This window comes from Brevibacterium sp. CSND-B09 (assembly GCF_052906525.1).
Genome location: NZ_JBREGI010000001.1, coordinates 3,613,152 through 3,628,142 on the forward strand (window position 1 = coordinate 3,613,152; position 14,991 = coordinate 3,628,142).

7 protein-coding genes are annotated in these 14,991 nt (G+C 57.1%); 5 read left to right on the plus strand and 2 right to left on the minus strand.

What is annotated here, in order from left to right:
* Window positions 1–81 precede the first annotated feature (81 nt).
* Window positions 82–2,958, plus strand: a complete 2,877-nt coding sequence (locus tag ACU4IU_RS16200) for a PD-(D/E)XK nuclease family protein (RefSeq protein ID WP_446657310.1) — start codon at window positions 82–84, stop codon at window positions 2,956–2,958.
* Window positions 2,955–6,362 (plus strand): UvrD-helicase domain-containing protein, encoded by a 3,408-nt coding sequence (locus ACU4IU_RS16205; RefSeq protein WP_446657311.1) that lies wholly within the window; start codon window positions 2,955–2,957, stop codon window positions 6,360–6,362. The genes ACU4IU_RS16200 and ACU4IU_RS16205 overlap by 4 nt, the downstream gene beginning before the upstream one ends.
* 213 nt (window positions 6,363–6,575) lie before the next feature.
* Here ACU4IU_RS16205 and ACU4IU_RS16210 read toward each other — a convergent pair whose 3' ends face one another.
* Both ACU4IU_RS16210 and ACU4IU_RS16215 read right to left on the minus strand, forming a co-directional pair.
* Window positions 6,576–8,798, minus strand: a complete 2,223-nt coding sequence (locus tag ACU4IU_RS16210) for a S8 family peptidase (protein WP_446657312.1) — start codon at window positions 8,796–8,798, stop codon at window positions 6,576–6,578.
* Entirely contained in the window at window positions 8,788–9,921 is a 1,134-nt protein-coding gene (locus ACU4IU_RS16215) for an AAA family ATPase (protein ID WP_446657313.1), read from the minus strand. The genes ACU4IU_RS16210 and ACU4IU_RS16215 overlap by 11 nt, the downstream gene beginning before the upstream one ends.
* Window positions 9,922–10,390: 469 nt before the next feature.
* On the opposite strand from ACU4IU_RS16215, the gene ACU4IU_RS16220 reads away from it, so the two are divergent.
* From ACU4IU_RS16220 to ACU4IU_RS16230, 3 genes are all read left to right on the plus strand, one after another.
* The gene (locus ACU4IU_RS16220) at window positions 10,391–10,783 is read left to right on the plus strand and encodes a transposase (RefSeq protein ID WP_446657610.1); all 393 of its coding nucleotides are present in this window, start codon (window positions 10,391–10,393) and stop codon (window positions 10,781–10,783) included.
* Complete coding sequence (locus ACU4IU_RS16225; RefSeq protein WP_446657314.1) at window positions 10,771–11,640, plus strand: IS3 family transposase; 870 nt, start codon at window positions 10,771–10,773, stop codon at window positions 11,638–11,640. The genes ACU4IU_RS16220 and ACU4IU_RS16225 overlap by 13 nt, the downstream gene beginning before the upstream one ends.
* A gap of 853 nt (window positions 11,641–12,493) precedes the next feature.
* A complete protein-coding gene (locus tag ACU4IU_RS16230; protein WP_446657315.1) occupies window positions 12,494–14,974 on the plus strand; it encodes a GmrSD restriction endonuclease domain-containing protein in 2,481 nt (826 codons plus the stop codon).
* Window positions 14,975–14,991 lie beyond the last annotated feature (17 nt).

The window sequence follows — 14,991 nt, forward strand, 5'->3', positions numbered from 1 at the left end:
AATCGCGATTCGCGTGTAGCCGTTTGGTGAAACCCCACGCCCCTACTACTGTCGTGATCAAATGAGCCGGAAGGAGCAGGGATGCGCATTGAGTTTGGGTGGACCCTCGACCGAGCCCCATGGAAGTCTCACAGTAGCGCCGAAGACTCGAACGAGGCCGGCACCACCGTCGTCACCGGCCCGCTCGGTCTCCTCGGCATCCTTCAGACCCGACTCGGAACGACTCGCCCCACGGTCGAGCGACCGGTTCGGATCGCACAGTACCGGTCCCTCCTGGCCCAGGCCGACCACCCCTGGTATCGCCGGTCATTCGCCAGCGATCCGTGGAACACCGCCCACCACCTCCTGCAGCTGCGCGACGACGCGATCGAAGCCGGATGGCACCCGACCACCGACGACCAGGATTACACGAGCCACCCGCGCTTGGACGCATTGGCCGCTGTCGAAGAGCACGTCACCCTCGGTCCGCCGCACGACCCGTCCGCGACTCTCGCCTCCGGCCGCGTCGACGACCTAAGAGAAGTGCTCGAACTGCTCCGACTCCACGGCACGAGCTGGCCGCTTGGCATCGACACGATCGAACTCCGCGACCGCCGCAACGACCTCCCACCCGTCTGGCAGGACATCGTCTCCGCCCTGCGCAACGCCGGCGTCACCATCGCCGAGGCGTGCCCGAGCACCAAAACGCCGGAACTCACCATCGTCCGAGGCCAGGACGAATGGTCCACCGCCGAGGCGGCCGCCCGGTACCTCGCGAATGTGTCCGACTGCGACCGGATCTGCATCATCGCCGGCGATTCCACCACTGTCCTCGACCAGCAGCTGGCACGACGACATGCTCCCGCCCTGGGAGTCCCGAATTCGTCGCCGACGACTCCGTCCGCCCAGGTGCTTCCCGTCTTTCTCAGCGCCGTCCTGCCGCCGACCGACATTCGACGCGTTGCCGAATTCCTCCATCTCTCCTTCGGCTCCGACGGTCCCGAGACGCCGGCGTTGACTCTCGTGCCGCGATCAGCCTCGTCCACTCTGCTTAGTGCCCTGACCCAAGAGCCTGGGATTTCCGGCGATCCCGCGTCGGCGTGGATGAAGGCGCTCGAGATACTCAAGGCTCGTGCGAACGAGGATCCAGACACCGCAACGAAAGCGTGGGAGACGGCGCAGACTCTCGACGGCCTCCTCCGAGTCTCCCCACCGGCGGTTGATGACGACCATCTGGCGGTCAGCTCCTTGCAACCGGCTCTCGATTGGCTGAGTACCCGTCTGCGCAAGCTCACGCTCCGCCAGCAGAAGACCACCCAAGACGCGCGCGGCACGACCGCTTCATTCCTGGCCGAGGCATCGAACCATATCGCTTCTTTCCGTGCCGCCCTCACGGCACTGGACGTCGACACCCTGCGTGTCCGAGAACTGTTCGACATCGCTGAATCGTGCGCGCCGCAGTCGGCTCATACGTCGGTCAGCGCTCAGGCTGCAGCGTGGACAGTCGTCAACGACCCCTCAGAAGTTCCCACAAATGCAGAGACGATTGTATGGTGGTCATCATGCCGCACTACACAGTCCGAGGCCGGGACCTGGGACTCTGCAGAGATTGAGGCGCTCGCCGCGGCAGATTGCCAGATCTCGCCGGCCACCGAGCGCGAACGGCTCCGCCAGGCAGCCGAACTCAGGGGCCTACGCTCGGCCAAGACGCTTCTGTGCTTCTGCCCCGATACAGTCCGTGGAGAAGGAGTCTCCCTCCACCCTGTACTGTCCCGACTTGTCGAAAGTCTGACGACCGCTGATCCCGAGCAATTTGCCACATCGTCGGTTGACGCCGTTCTCTCCCACCCCGCGATTACCAAAACGGTGGCCACGCTGGTCGAAGACGGGTCATGGAGGCTCAACAACACGACCGTCGCGACCGACGCCGCCGCAATCGAAGTCGTCCAGCCACCACAGACCGTCTCCCGTACCCTCGACGGCGACTTCACTCACCTTGTGCCAGAGACGCTGTCCTATACGCAGATCGATCAGCTGCTCAGCGACCCCCTCGAGTGGACTCTTAACCGCGCACTCGGTCTCTCGCATGGGTACACGTTCGACATTCCCGCCGACAATCGCATGATCGGCACGCTCGTCCACGCGGTCGTCCAACACCTCGTCGACGCGGGAGAAACGAGCGGCGACAACATCCCCACACCTTCGGTGATTGCAAAGACGTTCGACCGGCTGGTGCCGAGATTCGCCTCGGAGCTCCTCCTGCCCGGCCAACTCACCCGCAGGAACACGATCCGTTCCACCGCGCTCACCTCACTCACACACCTGTTCACAGCACTGAAAGAACGGGGAGTACACCTCACAGCCGCCGAGGCGGACTTCACCTATGAGTGGAGCATGACCATTGCCGGCACGTCGACCATGGTGTCCCTGCGCGGCCAACGCGACCTCGAAGGAACATTCGACGATGGGCGTCCCTCGATCGTCGACCTCAAATGGGCGAACTATGACAAGCGATACCGGACGATGATCGACGAGGGGGAAGCCGTCCAGCTCAGCGTCTACTCACGCACGGCCGATACTCCGACCGGGGCGAAACCGTTAACCTCGTATTTCATGCTCAAACAGGGCCGATTCGTTTCGACGGACTCCGCTCTCGACCCGAACTTCACCGGGGGAGCAGCCGATAGCTTCGACGACGTGGGGAACGGCCTCGGCGGAGACCCAGCCGGACTTTGGCCCATCATCCAACGGTCGGTCGAAACAGCACTGACACACATCGCCACCGGACGCTTCGACTCGCCAAGCGGCGACGTGCATGCAGAGCTGCAAACCGCGCCAGGAGTGCGGAGCACAGACGTGACCAAGGCCCTCAAAGCCTTCAAGGAAGAGGAACTGGCAGATCAGAGACTCTTCGTCATCAAGCCGCAGTCCTATAGCGACTTCAACCTCATCTATGGCATCGCGGGAGACCACTCATGAGCGTCCATGTCATCACCGCCTCGGCCGGATCAGGCAAGACCTACCGTCTGACCGAGGTGCTCTCGCAGCGACTCTCACAACCGGCCAAGCTCGGGGAGCCGCCACTTCGAGCCAGCGAAGTCATCGCCACCACCTTCACGGTCCGAGCCGCCGCCGACCTCGTCGAAAAGACCCAGAAACGCCTGCTCGACGACGGCAACATCGCCGCGGCCGAAGAGATCAGCACTGCACTCATCGGCACCATCAACTCAATGTCCGGCCGACTCGTCACTGACTACGCCATCGACGCCGGCTTCTCCCCAGAACTGCGCGTCCTCGACGAAACTGAACAGGCGATTGTCTTCGCCGCTGCAGTCGATGAAGTCGTCGCCGAAGCCGAAACAACCCACCGAGACCTCCTCTTGCGGACAGGCCACAACGGCAGTCCTGATGACCAAGGCTCCTGGGGCCACGGTCCGATCGTGTGGTCACGACTCGTCAAGGCAGTGGCAGAGGCAGCACGGGCGAACCACCTCGGCGAGGAGGAGCTGCGGTCCTCCGCACGAGCCTCGGCGGACCTGTACCTTTCGGCACTGCCGGAGAAACGATCCGACGAACGACAGACCTGGCGTGATTGCCTGGCCAGCGACATCGAGGAACTTCGAACCGTGCTCAACAGCGCACTCGACGATGCACCGCAGTCCGCCGAGTCCCGTGTGACCGTGAAGAAGGGCAGCATCGCCAACGTCGAAGGCAGCCTCATCACCCTCGATCATTTCCTGCGCGTCCTCGATTCCCACGTCGAGGAAGCCGACCCTTTCGTACGTACTCCGTGGTCGACATGGGCGAAGGTAGCAGAGGCGAACTATCCGACCGCGCCGGGCGGAAAGAAGCCGGGCAAGGTTCCGCTCGAGATCCTCGAGAACTCCAGCGGTCCGCTCGTGTCCGATCAGCTGTTGGCCAACAGTGCTTTCCATGATGACATAGAGGCGCTCATCAACCTGGTCATCGACACCGCGATCGCCTCACTGAGCGCGTACGAGGAACAGAAGAACCGCCTCGGCGTGATGGACTTCGTCGATCAGGAAGTCCGCGCGCTTCACCTGCTCCAGTCGAACGAACGGGTAAGATCATCGATCGCCTCCCGGTACCGGCTGCTGGCCGTCGACGAATTCCAGGACTCGTCTCCCATCCAACTGGCGATCTTCATGGAACTGGCCGATCTCGTCGACGAGGTCATCTGGGTCGGGGACCGCAAACAGGCCATCTACGGCTTCCGCGGTGCCGATCCGGACCTGATGAATGAGGTCTTCTCCGCACTCATCAACGGAACAACGGAGCTGGGCACGGCCACCTCGGAGAACCTCGGAGCCTCGTGGCGATCGACGGACGCGCCCCTCGAACTGTCGAACACACTGTTCGGCCAGGTGTTCTCCGACCAACCGATCGACGAGGTGACACTGAGCATCCCACCGCAGCGTGAGCACCTGCGCAGCATCGGCACCAGAGAACTCTGGGTTCCGAACTCGGACAAAGGAAAGGACGCGCAATCGGACAGTCGGATGGTGCGCACCATCGCCGAAGGGGTCACTGACATTCTTCGGCGCTCGCCTCAACTGCCGGACGGTCCCGTCAGACAAGGCGATATCGCGGTCCTCATGCGCACGAACCCGCAGGTGGCTTCAGTCGTGGCCGAGCTTCGAGCGCGTGGCATCCGTGCGGTCGGGTCGACGACCGACTTGCTCTCGACGAGGGAGGGACAGTTCGTTGCCGCCGGGTTAGCCGCTGTCGTCGATCCTGACGACAGTGTTGCGCTGGCCGAGCTCGTCACCCTGATGCCCGACCACGGCAGGCACGACACTTGGTTCGAGGACACAGCGAGAATTACCGACAAGGAACAGCGATACAAGCATCCGCAGGAATGGTGGCATGATCCGACGCTGACCGCCCTGTCCGACCTGGCCGTGAATGCGGCCCACCACTCGTCAGTCGAACTGCTGCTAGCGATCATCGACGCGCTCGACCTGCCGCATAGAACCAAGTCCTGGACGACTCCGGAATCGCGTTTGGCGACACTGGATGCGCTGTGCCAGATCGCGGGGGAGTACGAGGACGCGGCTCACCAGACACGCTTGCCGGTGACGCCCGCAGGACTGCTCGATCATCTCAAGGAAGCGGCCACAGCGTACGAGCAGACCTCGGCTCACGACGCCGTGCTGGTGACAACCATGCACCAGTCCAAAGGGCTGCAGTGGCCGGTCGTGGTCGTCGGGATCCCGATCGATAAGGACTATGGGCACCGGGAGATCAACGTGGAGAGGGCCCCGGTCTTCGACGCCCGGCGTCCCCTGGCGAATCGCTCACTGCGCTACCTTCCGGGTGTCCTGAAGAACTATGGGCCGTTGAAGCAGCGACTCGGTGAGCTCGACGTCGTCAGCCGAGCCCAGGACGCTGAAGATCGAGAGACAGCACGACTGCTCTACGTCGCGCTCACCCGGGCAGAATGCCACAGCATCATGGCGTTCGGCGATCCCGTGGGCAGGCGGAACGTGCTCAGTGCTTCGGTCGATGACGAACTCCTGCAGTGGGACGTTCCGGCAGCCACGGACGGCGATTCCATTGCTGTGAACGAAGCCGGCACTATGCAGATCGCTGCCCGGCGTCGACCAGGCGACTATGGCGGCGCAAACCCGCATATTCTGCCGATTCGCATCAATGCATATTCGCTCGAGGGCGAGGACGTCGGCGGGCAGTCGCTCGAACCGTCGGCTCCGTCCTTCTACGCCGCCACGGACATCCCTGCTCGACGACCGGCTGAGACGCCACTCCATCTCCCAGCACGGTTCACCGCCAGCGGGGTACTTTCCGACGATGTCAATGCTGACGTGGCGCTCATTGTTGACCTGGGGGAGCCGCTTGTTGCGAAGGGAGGCAAGGATTGGGACCGGATCGGCGATGCTGTGCACGCCTACCTCGGTCTGCCGCTGAGCAGACTGTCATACGAATCGGCCGTCCAAGCGGCTGAACGGATTCTGTCCAGGTGGGACGCAGGCCGTGTGCTGACTCCCGAGACTCTCATTGAGTTGGGGCACCGGTGGACTGGGTGGATCGCATCAACGTATCCCGACGCCGAGGTGGTCACCGAGTCCCCAATCGCGTGGCGCAATGATGATGGCCAAGTGATGGAAGGGTGGCTTGATGCCCGGGTGGTGTTGCCGAATGGCGGGAACATCCTCGTCGACCACAAGTCTTATCCTGGTACTGACCCGATCGGGCACGTCCGGGAGAACTATCTTGGTCAGCTGGAAGTGTATTCGCAAGCATTGCAAGCGACGGTCGGTAGAGCTCCCGAGCAGGTTCTTATTCATCTGCCGCTGCTTGGTACAATTGCAGAAATTCGACTGCCCGTTTTTGAATGTACGTGACTTCCGGCGTGGACAGACTAAGCTCTGCGATCGGCTACCCCAGAAGTGGTGCGGTCCAGTGCCCAGGATGATGCGAGGGTCCACGCCACTTTTTACACATGTGCTATTGGAAACCGCTTCCCTAAGTGTGCCTGACCGACCGGAGTCGGAATAGCAGGTTTAGGATCTACAGTCGGTGCGACAACTCGCCTGAGAATCAGACTATATCTTCCCTTAAACACGAACGGGCAAGTCAACAACCGGCTGAATGGCCTCGATAATTCCAGGGTAAGTACGTAAGACCTTGTCGTAGAGGTCTGCAGTTTGCGGTGATTTCACATCAACAACTAGAGCATAAGGAATTGGCCGGGGAGTCCTTGGAGACCCACCGTTTTCGCGAGCATTGTAATGAATATCGAACACAGGATTGTGCAATCCCTTACCCTGCATTCGAGTCCAGTTGCTTAATGTGGTTTCCCATTTCTGCCCATCGTTGCGCAGCTCTTTCTCACTATCGTAATCTGTGCGCTTGAAGAATGATCGCGATTTAGGATCAACGGAGTCAGCTCTCGCAAACTTTTCATCATCAGGACGGAACGTTACATCCAAACCGGCCCTACTGTAATTGCCGGGATCCTCCGGGTCTACTTCAGTGGCGAATGTGAAGGTAGCTCCAATTGTCACCAGTCCAGGTAGTCGACCATTGGGCAACGGAATACGCGCACGCAAATACTTCGCTGGCTCGAGTTCTCCCTGATATATAACTCGCACCTCGCCATCATTGCAGAGCATAATGTCGTCGAGCACCATTGGAAGTCGCCCCCATCCAACCTCGGTGCGAGACAATGTGGGCTGGGTCTGCGCTGAATGTACCAACAGAGCTCGAATGCCAAGGGGAGTCAACCGACTCCCGAAATGCGCTCTAAGCGAGACAGCCCTGCGCAGTGTTGCTGGCGCCGCAAACGAAGTTCCCATAGTCTGACCAATTCGCCCAGGAGTTCTCGGGTCATGAACGATGAACGGCTCTGTGTAGGTACCGCCAAAATCGAGAATATCTGGCTTGACTCTTCCTGGTGCTCTCCCCGGCCCTACTGCACTGTAGTCTGCCCGACCCCAGTCAGATCGAACTGAATCTGCGGATCCGAGTGACAACGCGTTCAGCGCGTCCGAGGGAACTTGTATCCGTCTATCAGCGGGATCGGATTCAATACCATTATTTCCGACAGCAATTGTCGCAAGAGTTGTGCCCTTGGAGAGATGCGAGTCTAATAGCGCAGTCCAAGGGTGAACGTCGTCGTCTTCGATGCAGAGTGCAGGCCCTAAACTCAAATTGATAAACTCGTAGTCGTAATCGCTCAGTATACTGTCGATTCTCGCCAGTACGTCATAGAGCTCAAAGGGATCATTGCTCGATTTTTCATCGAGAACTCGAAAATGATCAACCTTAGCTGGCGGCTGATTGAGCTTCTCGCCCGGTATCAGAGACCCGAACAAAATTGCAGAAGAAACAGCATGCCCGTGATCTTCAGATCCCGCTGACGCTGGACCTATCCCAGGTAAGGGCATTGTATTAACCCAGGCAGATATTGGACTCCTAGAATCGAATCCGCCGTCTAAGACTGCAACCTGGATGCCAGAATCAATAACTCCTTGGGGTGGTAGAGAGACTGGCCTTGCGTTCGGTAAAGATACAGTACGTTCAACCGTTGGCCCACCTCGCAATCGTGAAATAGGGCGGATTGAGCGAAGAAATGTGAATTGGCTAAGCTCCGCTAGAGACCGATCGGAAATTTCGGTCGGCAGGAAACAGAGTCCACCCACGTGAAGTCTGCGGTCAAAATCGGGCACCGCACCGATTGATCTGCTGTAGGCTTCGAACGCTTCGAGCACATACTCATCGGTCGCGGTCGCATGAACTATGAGTTCGACGACCAGACCGTTCGGAGTTCGATCAGCTTGCTCAATATTCCTTAAACGCTCCGCAGGCCCTTGAGCGTGAATCTCCTCTAGCCGCTGCACTGCGTCATTAATCCTGGAATCTCTTACCTCGAGGCTCCGCGCTAACTCACGGAAGTTTTCGCGGTCCCCCGCCACATAGAGTTCTGTTGAAGGGCTAAGTTCCGGCTCAGTCTTTTTAGTCCATTTTTCAGGCTTCACTTGTACCGGCCGGGAACCTACCTGCCTTAAGCTAAATTGGTCTAGGAGTCGCCTGGGATGAAACGATTTTGCAAGAGCTTGCGGATGTAGAGTGAAAGTAGCGACAGCCTCATTTGCAGGGCAAGTTAATTCCGGAAGTGCGTCTAGTTGCTGGCTCATGGACTGAACTTCGGGAGCGAGCCGATCAAGAGCTTCATCGAAGCTGTATGGAGGTTCGGTGGGTTGCCCTCCGCCCGGTCCCGCAATCTGAGCGGTTAGTCGCTCTCCGTGGCCCAGAAGGAATCGTGAATTACTTGCCATCCCTGCTCCTGTTCGTTCTCAGGCCGACATTTTTACGAATCGTGTCGCGACTCACCTTTGTGAACTCGCTAACTGCCCTTTGACTCAAGCTAGTGTGTTCGACAAGCGTTGCCGCAGCTCTTCCACGATCCGTTGCAGGAATGTTAGAGAACCTCCCCCTTGCCGTTTCAAGAACTGTTGCGGCGATAGGTTCATGACGTACAACGGCAACCCGGCGCGCCCGCAATAGATCGCGCTCGAGAGTGCTGAGAGTTTCTCCAGCATAGAGCTGAGCAATGAGTTCAACGATCTCTGGATTGAGCTCTGGTTCAGCGATGAAATCAATGACACCCTGCTTCAAAGCTTCCACATCCGGCTCCGAGAATCGAACCACTACCTCGAATCGACGCCAAATAGCCGGATCCAAAAGTTCGACGTGGTTTGTAGCAGCTAGCAGGAGCGACCCTGCTGGCCAAGAGTCGACTTCCTGCAAGATGACGGTCACCAGCCTTTTCAATTCGCCGATCTCCGAAGCATCATCGCGTCGTTTAGCTACCGCATCGAGTTCGTCAAGAAGCAAAACGCAACGTTTTGACTTCGCGTAGTCGAGTACGCTTCGCACGTTCGCACCAGTGCGGCCCAAGAAGCTACTCATAACGGCGGAGAGATCGAGTGTGAGGAGTGGCGCATCTAGCTCTCGAGCAACCCATCTAGCCCCCAATGTTTTCCCCACTCCGGGTGCGCCTATAAGGAGTCCGGTGCGAGTTGCAGTGAGGCCCTGCGCATTTAGTGCGTCTTGCATACGATGCTCTTGAACAATTTGCTCTAACGGGCCGCTCACCTCCTCCGACAGTATTGGCTCATTCAGAAGCGTTACAGGATCTTCCTCACGCACTAGCGACACTCGGCTGTCACTGTCCGTGGGCAGATCCAAAGACTGACCCGTTGATATAGAACGCAATGGGCTGGCTCGCAAAGCATCTACGATCATTTCAGTCAGCCGTGGCTCGGGATCGTGATACTTTCGCGCCATGCGGCGAAGAAGCGCATTGGATCCAGGGGCATTTCCCGATGCGACCTTCTTCACTAACTGGTCTATATCGTTTCGATCAATCTCATATTTGTCCACTGCGTCAGTTCTCACGCTAGAAGTCTATCATCTTGAGTGGACTAATTCTCTGCCGTATCACGATGTGTTAGTCCACTTTAAGGCTCTGTCTTGTCAGTTCGTGGCACCCCTCTATGAGCTGGCCTGAGCCAACATTATGACTGCCGAGGTCGTCTCGCTCTCACTGGCGCTAACCAAAACTATGCTCATCTATGTTGAGTCCGGTAGTGGTAGTTGCGTTGCAGTATGGCGTGACCGGTGCCGATGTGTTGCCAGCCCAATCACACTGGGCATGAAACATGTGGTGGCCGAAGACGAGGTGCGCTTGCCCGACGCCATCATCTTGCGCCGAGGTGCCGATGACTCTCATTGCGGTCAGCGCCTACGCCACTTCCGTAGCCCACCGCTGTCAAAGCCTCGAACCGGCTCATCCGTCGCTGCGATGTGAATCGCCCCGGGGATAATAGGGGCAGGGAGATTGGAAGAAGGAGATTCTCTCTTGCCAGTGAAATACACCGACGAACTCAAGGCTCGTGCCGTCGAACTCGTCATCCATGCCCAGGCCGATCCGGTCACCGCGAATGGTGCGATCACCCGCGTCGCGAACGAACTCGGGCTGAGCAAAGAAACCTTGCGAGTCTGGGTGCGTAAGCACAAAGATTCCGGCAAAGCTACACCGACTGAGTCCGTGGATTTGGAAGCGGAGAATCGTCGGCTGCGGGCGGAGTTGGCTGAAGCGAAGCGGGCCAACGAGATTCTGAAGAGAGCCTCGGCTTTCTTCGCGGCGGAGCTCGACCGCCCATCGAAGAGGGGGTACCTCCCGCTTGCGAGGGAATCGTCGCTTTCATCGACGAGAACAAGCACGAGTTCGGAGTCGAGCCAATCGTGCGCGCCCTGAAAGGGACTGCGGCACGGATTGCTGTGAGCTCGTATTACGCGTTCAAGAAGCGTCAACCATCAGCCCGGGCCCGTCGGGACCAGGCACTGAAGGTGGTCATCCAGGATTTCTATGAGGCGAACTATTCCTGTTACGGGCAGCGGAAGATGTGGAAGGCGATCAACCGTGAGTACGTCGATCAGTTCGGGCCGGTGGCTCGCTGCACGGTGGAGCGGTTGATGCGCCAGTTGGGCATCGATGGGGTCCGTCGGAAGCGGAAGCGTCCGAAGACGGTCTCGGCACGTGCTGAGGAGTGTCCGGATGATCTCGTTGAACGTGAGTTCGCAGCACCGGCTCCGAATTGTTTGTGGGTCGCGGACATCACGTATGTGCCCACGCAAGCTGGGTGGGTGTACACGACGTTCATCCTCGTGTGTTCCACCGGGAGATCGTCGGTTGGGCAGGTGACGAACCATATGCGCGAGTCGCTGGCTAGGGACGCTCTGACGATGGCTCTCGCGGCGAAATACCGGGCCGGCGAAGACGTTTCCGGGCTCGTGCACCACTCGGATCGCGGGGTGCAATTCCGGTCGATTCGCTATGGCGAGACCCTGGCGGAATCTGAGGTCGTGGCGTCGGTGGGGTCGCGTGGGGATTCGTACGACAACGCCATGGCTGAGGCGCTGAACTCGGTCTACAAGGCCGAGCTCATCGACCGGAAGGTGTGGTCGGGGTTGATTGAGGTGATGGCGGAGACGTCGAAGTGGGTGGCTTGGTACAACCAGTCCAGGTTGCATTCAGCGATCGGGTACCGACCGCCTATCGAGGTCCATTCTGAATGGATCAACCAGTCCGCGGCAGGGTCCGCGGCTGCTTAGGAAACCAAGAAAAGGAGCCTCTACGAAACCCGGGGCTTGACAATGCCCTCATCGGCCTAGGCCTGCCGATGTTGGCCAGATGCCTGTAGCAGGGGAGCGAGTCACCAGTATTCAACGTCGATTTAACGCACTATGACCGTTTCGGCACTGGCAGGCAGGTCCTACCAGCGTTAGCAGCACGACCACACAAATATTTGACACAGTAAGATACACAGGCGTCACCGTCGTCGCCACCAATGCAACTCCGAAACAATCAAAGCTCGTTCGTGACCTCGTCACCGCTGAGCAACGCCTCCCGAGCTTTCCAGCGTACGGAAGCGCCATTCGGTAGCGCCTGTGTAACGAAGTGGTGTATAACCTCGCGACATCGTGGACACTGAACCTCACCACTTCAGGGACACTCGATCTCAGGGCTTTATATGTTCAGTCCACAGGTGCTACCGAATGCACCTTCCGTACATCAATCGTGCATTGGATGGCTTTCTTCGAATGAAAAGAAGCTGAATAATGGCACAAATCGTCTCGGGCCTTCGAGTGGGGGACGTATTGAGTTCAAGGCGGAGAAATTTGCAGTGTCTTATCGGTCGAAATATAAGCAGGTAAACCGCCGTAATGTCGAAAGCCGGAACGATGACAGGTTGCTGCAAAATCTTCATGTCGTGCAACTGTACAGTCTTGCACGCCATACTGCATGAGTAAGGCTGCGTGGTTGCTTGAAAACTTCCTCTCATGTGATGCCTACACACGACCTGGATCGTCATTGCCATAGAGTCGTAACTGAGACCAGCAACAACAATTCTTTCGATGTATGCTGGTTGTAGTCGCGCACCGTCGCCCCACGGAAGGTACAACCATGGATGTCTCCGAGCATAAGCTGCACCAAATCCTCGAAGGATCGAAACAGTATCAGGTACCGCTTTACCAAAGAACATATTCTTGGGAAAAGAAGCAGTTGAAGCGGCTTTGGGATGATGTTAAAGATCTGGCGAAGGCGCGCCGGGATAAGCCATTTTCCACTCATTTCACGGGATCGCTCGTTCTGGCGGTAAACGGTGTTACCGCCGGAAGCAGCAAAATGCTCGTTGTGGATGGGCAGCAGAGATTGACTACTTTGACTCTGTTGCTTGCAGCGTTGCGAGACCTTCTTAAGAGTGCCTATCCGGATGATCCCAAGAAATACGAGTCGATATCAAAGAGATACCTGGTTGATGAGTACAATTCGGGCGATGATCGATTGAAGATTCTTCCTACTCAGGGCGACAGGTCTTCATACAGGGGTGTTATTGACGAGCAAATGCAAGGTCTGAATGAAGACAACGTTATCTCTGCGTACAACTTCTTCTTCGAGCATTTGAAACCAATTGTTGAAGGCAACGACTCAACAACCTACTTGGAAGTGCAGGATGCAGTCCTTCATGGCTTGGACTTTGTGTCAATTACAGCGGGAGAAGGCGATAACGTATATCGTATCTTTGAATCACTGAACAATACAGGTCTGCGATTAACTCAAGGCGATCTGTTGCGAAACTATATATTCATGCGCTTGGGAACTGTAGGCGAGCAATTATACTCCTCAGTGTGGATGCCGATGCAAAATAGGTTGACCCCAAAAGACTTGGAGAAGCTCTTCTGGATTGAGTTGACGTGGTACGACAGCGAAGTGAAGCAAGGAGATATGTACGAGGGGCAAGTGCTCCGGCTAAAGGATTTGTCTGTTGACGAGATTAGACGTCTAGTAAAGATCTTTAATGATCTGTCCGTGTTGATGGCAACAATGCGGGATCCGTCATTAGAGAAAGACGCTACTGTGCAACGTCAACTGAGCCGCCTTCGTGAATATGGGATGCCCTCGACGGATCCATTGGTGCTACGACTGTTGTATCTGCGAAGCGTCTCAAAAGTTGATTCCGACGATGTGGCTGGCGCTCTAAAAGTGCTGGAGTCGTTCTTGGTGAGGCGTCTTCTGGTGAGTGCTCCGCATAACGCTTTGTCTCGAATGATGCTTAGAGCGTCTGATGAGCTTGATGAAACTTCTCTTGAGGAATCGTTAAGGCGCTACTTGTCGTTTGGTCGCAAGCGATTCGCTACTAATGAACAAATAGAAAGAGCCGTAGTCGAAGAAGCGTTTTACTATGTAGGCAAGCACGGGCAGCGAAAGACAGTCCTTGCTTGGATAGAAGAGGCAATCGCGGGTAAGGAGCCAGCCGATCTATCAAGAACTTCAATTGAGCACATTATGCCTCAGAATATTGTGCATTGGCGTGAAGATCTCAACAGGGAGTTAGGGCAGTTTGAGTCGGTTGACGAAATGCACGACGCTTTGGTGCACACGCTAGCAAATCTCTCTCTTACAGGCTACAACTCTGAATTGAGTAATAGTCCGTTTGCGGTAAAGAGAAAGATGTTGGAAAAGAGCAATGTTGCACTGAACGATTTTGTTTCGTCCAGAGAATTTTGGGGTAAGCCTGAGATTGAGGAGCGGGGCAAGTATTTGGCCAGCATTATCAATTCTGAGTGGGTTTCGCCAATAAATTCCTCTGAGAATCAGCGGGAAGTCATTGATGAGATATCGATGAAGGATGCTCTGTCTGCTATTCCTAATGGCCAGTGGGCTACGTTTGGCGACATAGCTGCTGTGCTTGGCACTAGTCCATCGGCGGTTGAGGACTTCTTGTCTTCTAACCGACTGGCGCATGCATGGCGAGTTCGTAAGGCGAGTGGGGCAGAGGGGGCCCATAAGTTCGTGTCTCCGGGACTCACAGAATCAGACGGCGCTACATTGCTGGCTGCGTCTGGAGTCCATGTCGACAGCTCGGGGCACGCGCAGCTGAGCCATCGTGTCGAAGTTCGACGTCTTATCGAGGCGACATCTATTGATTCGATTTCGGAGCAGGTCAATTCAGATTCCACTCTGGATTCCCTTGAAATGGTTCGTTCAAATTTGTCTGCAAAACTGTCGCCTCCTGTGTGGCAGGCCGTAGAGCGGATCCTATTGGTTTGGCTCGGCATGGGCGGACAGATTTTTCTTAATGCTTCTGGCGATGAAACCGCTGGCCTCCAGCTTGTGCATGGGGTAAACGAGGAGCGTTCGTTTGTGACTCTGAGTCCCGCGGCGTCTGGCCAAGTGAACCTAAGCATTGGGGAGCACGAGATCTCTGCCCCATTAACTCGGGAAGGCGTTGTCGAAATTTTAGGTTATCTCGAGGGTGGAATTGTTGATCCGCTCGGCGGAGCAAATGACGAACTGAGTGCGGCATGGCTTGACGGCGGTCGCAACGGCATGTCGACTGTACTTGTTGATCTTGCACAGATTTCAGGAGCTAGTCCTCGTTGACAAGTTCTTCGGCAGTG

Coding starts and splice junctions, on each gene's coding strand:
- ACU4IU_RS16200 (WP_446657310.1), top strand. CDS start 82: ATGCGCATTGAGTTTGGGTGGACCCTCGACCGAGCCCCATGGAAGTCT.
- ACU4IU_RS16210 (WP_446657312.1), bottom strand. CDS start 8,798: ATGGCAAGTAATTCACGATTCCTTCTGGGCCACGGAGAGCGACTAACC.
- ACU4IU_RS16230 (WP_446657315.1), top strand. CDS start 12,494: ATGGATGTCTCCGAGCATAAGCTGCACCAAATCCTCGAAGGATCGAAA.
- ACU4IU_RS16205 (WP_446657311.1), top strand. CDS start 2,955: ATGAGCGTCCATGTCATCACCGCCTCGGCCGGATCAGGCAAGACCTAC.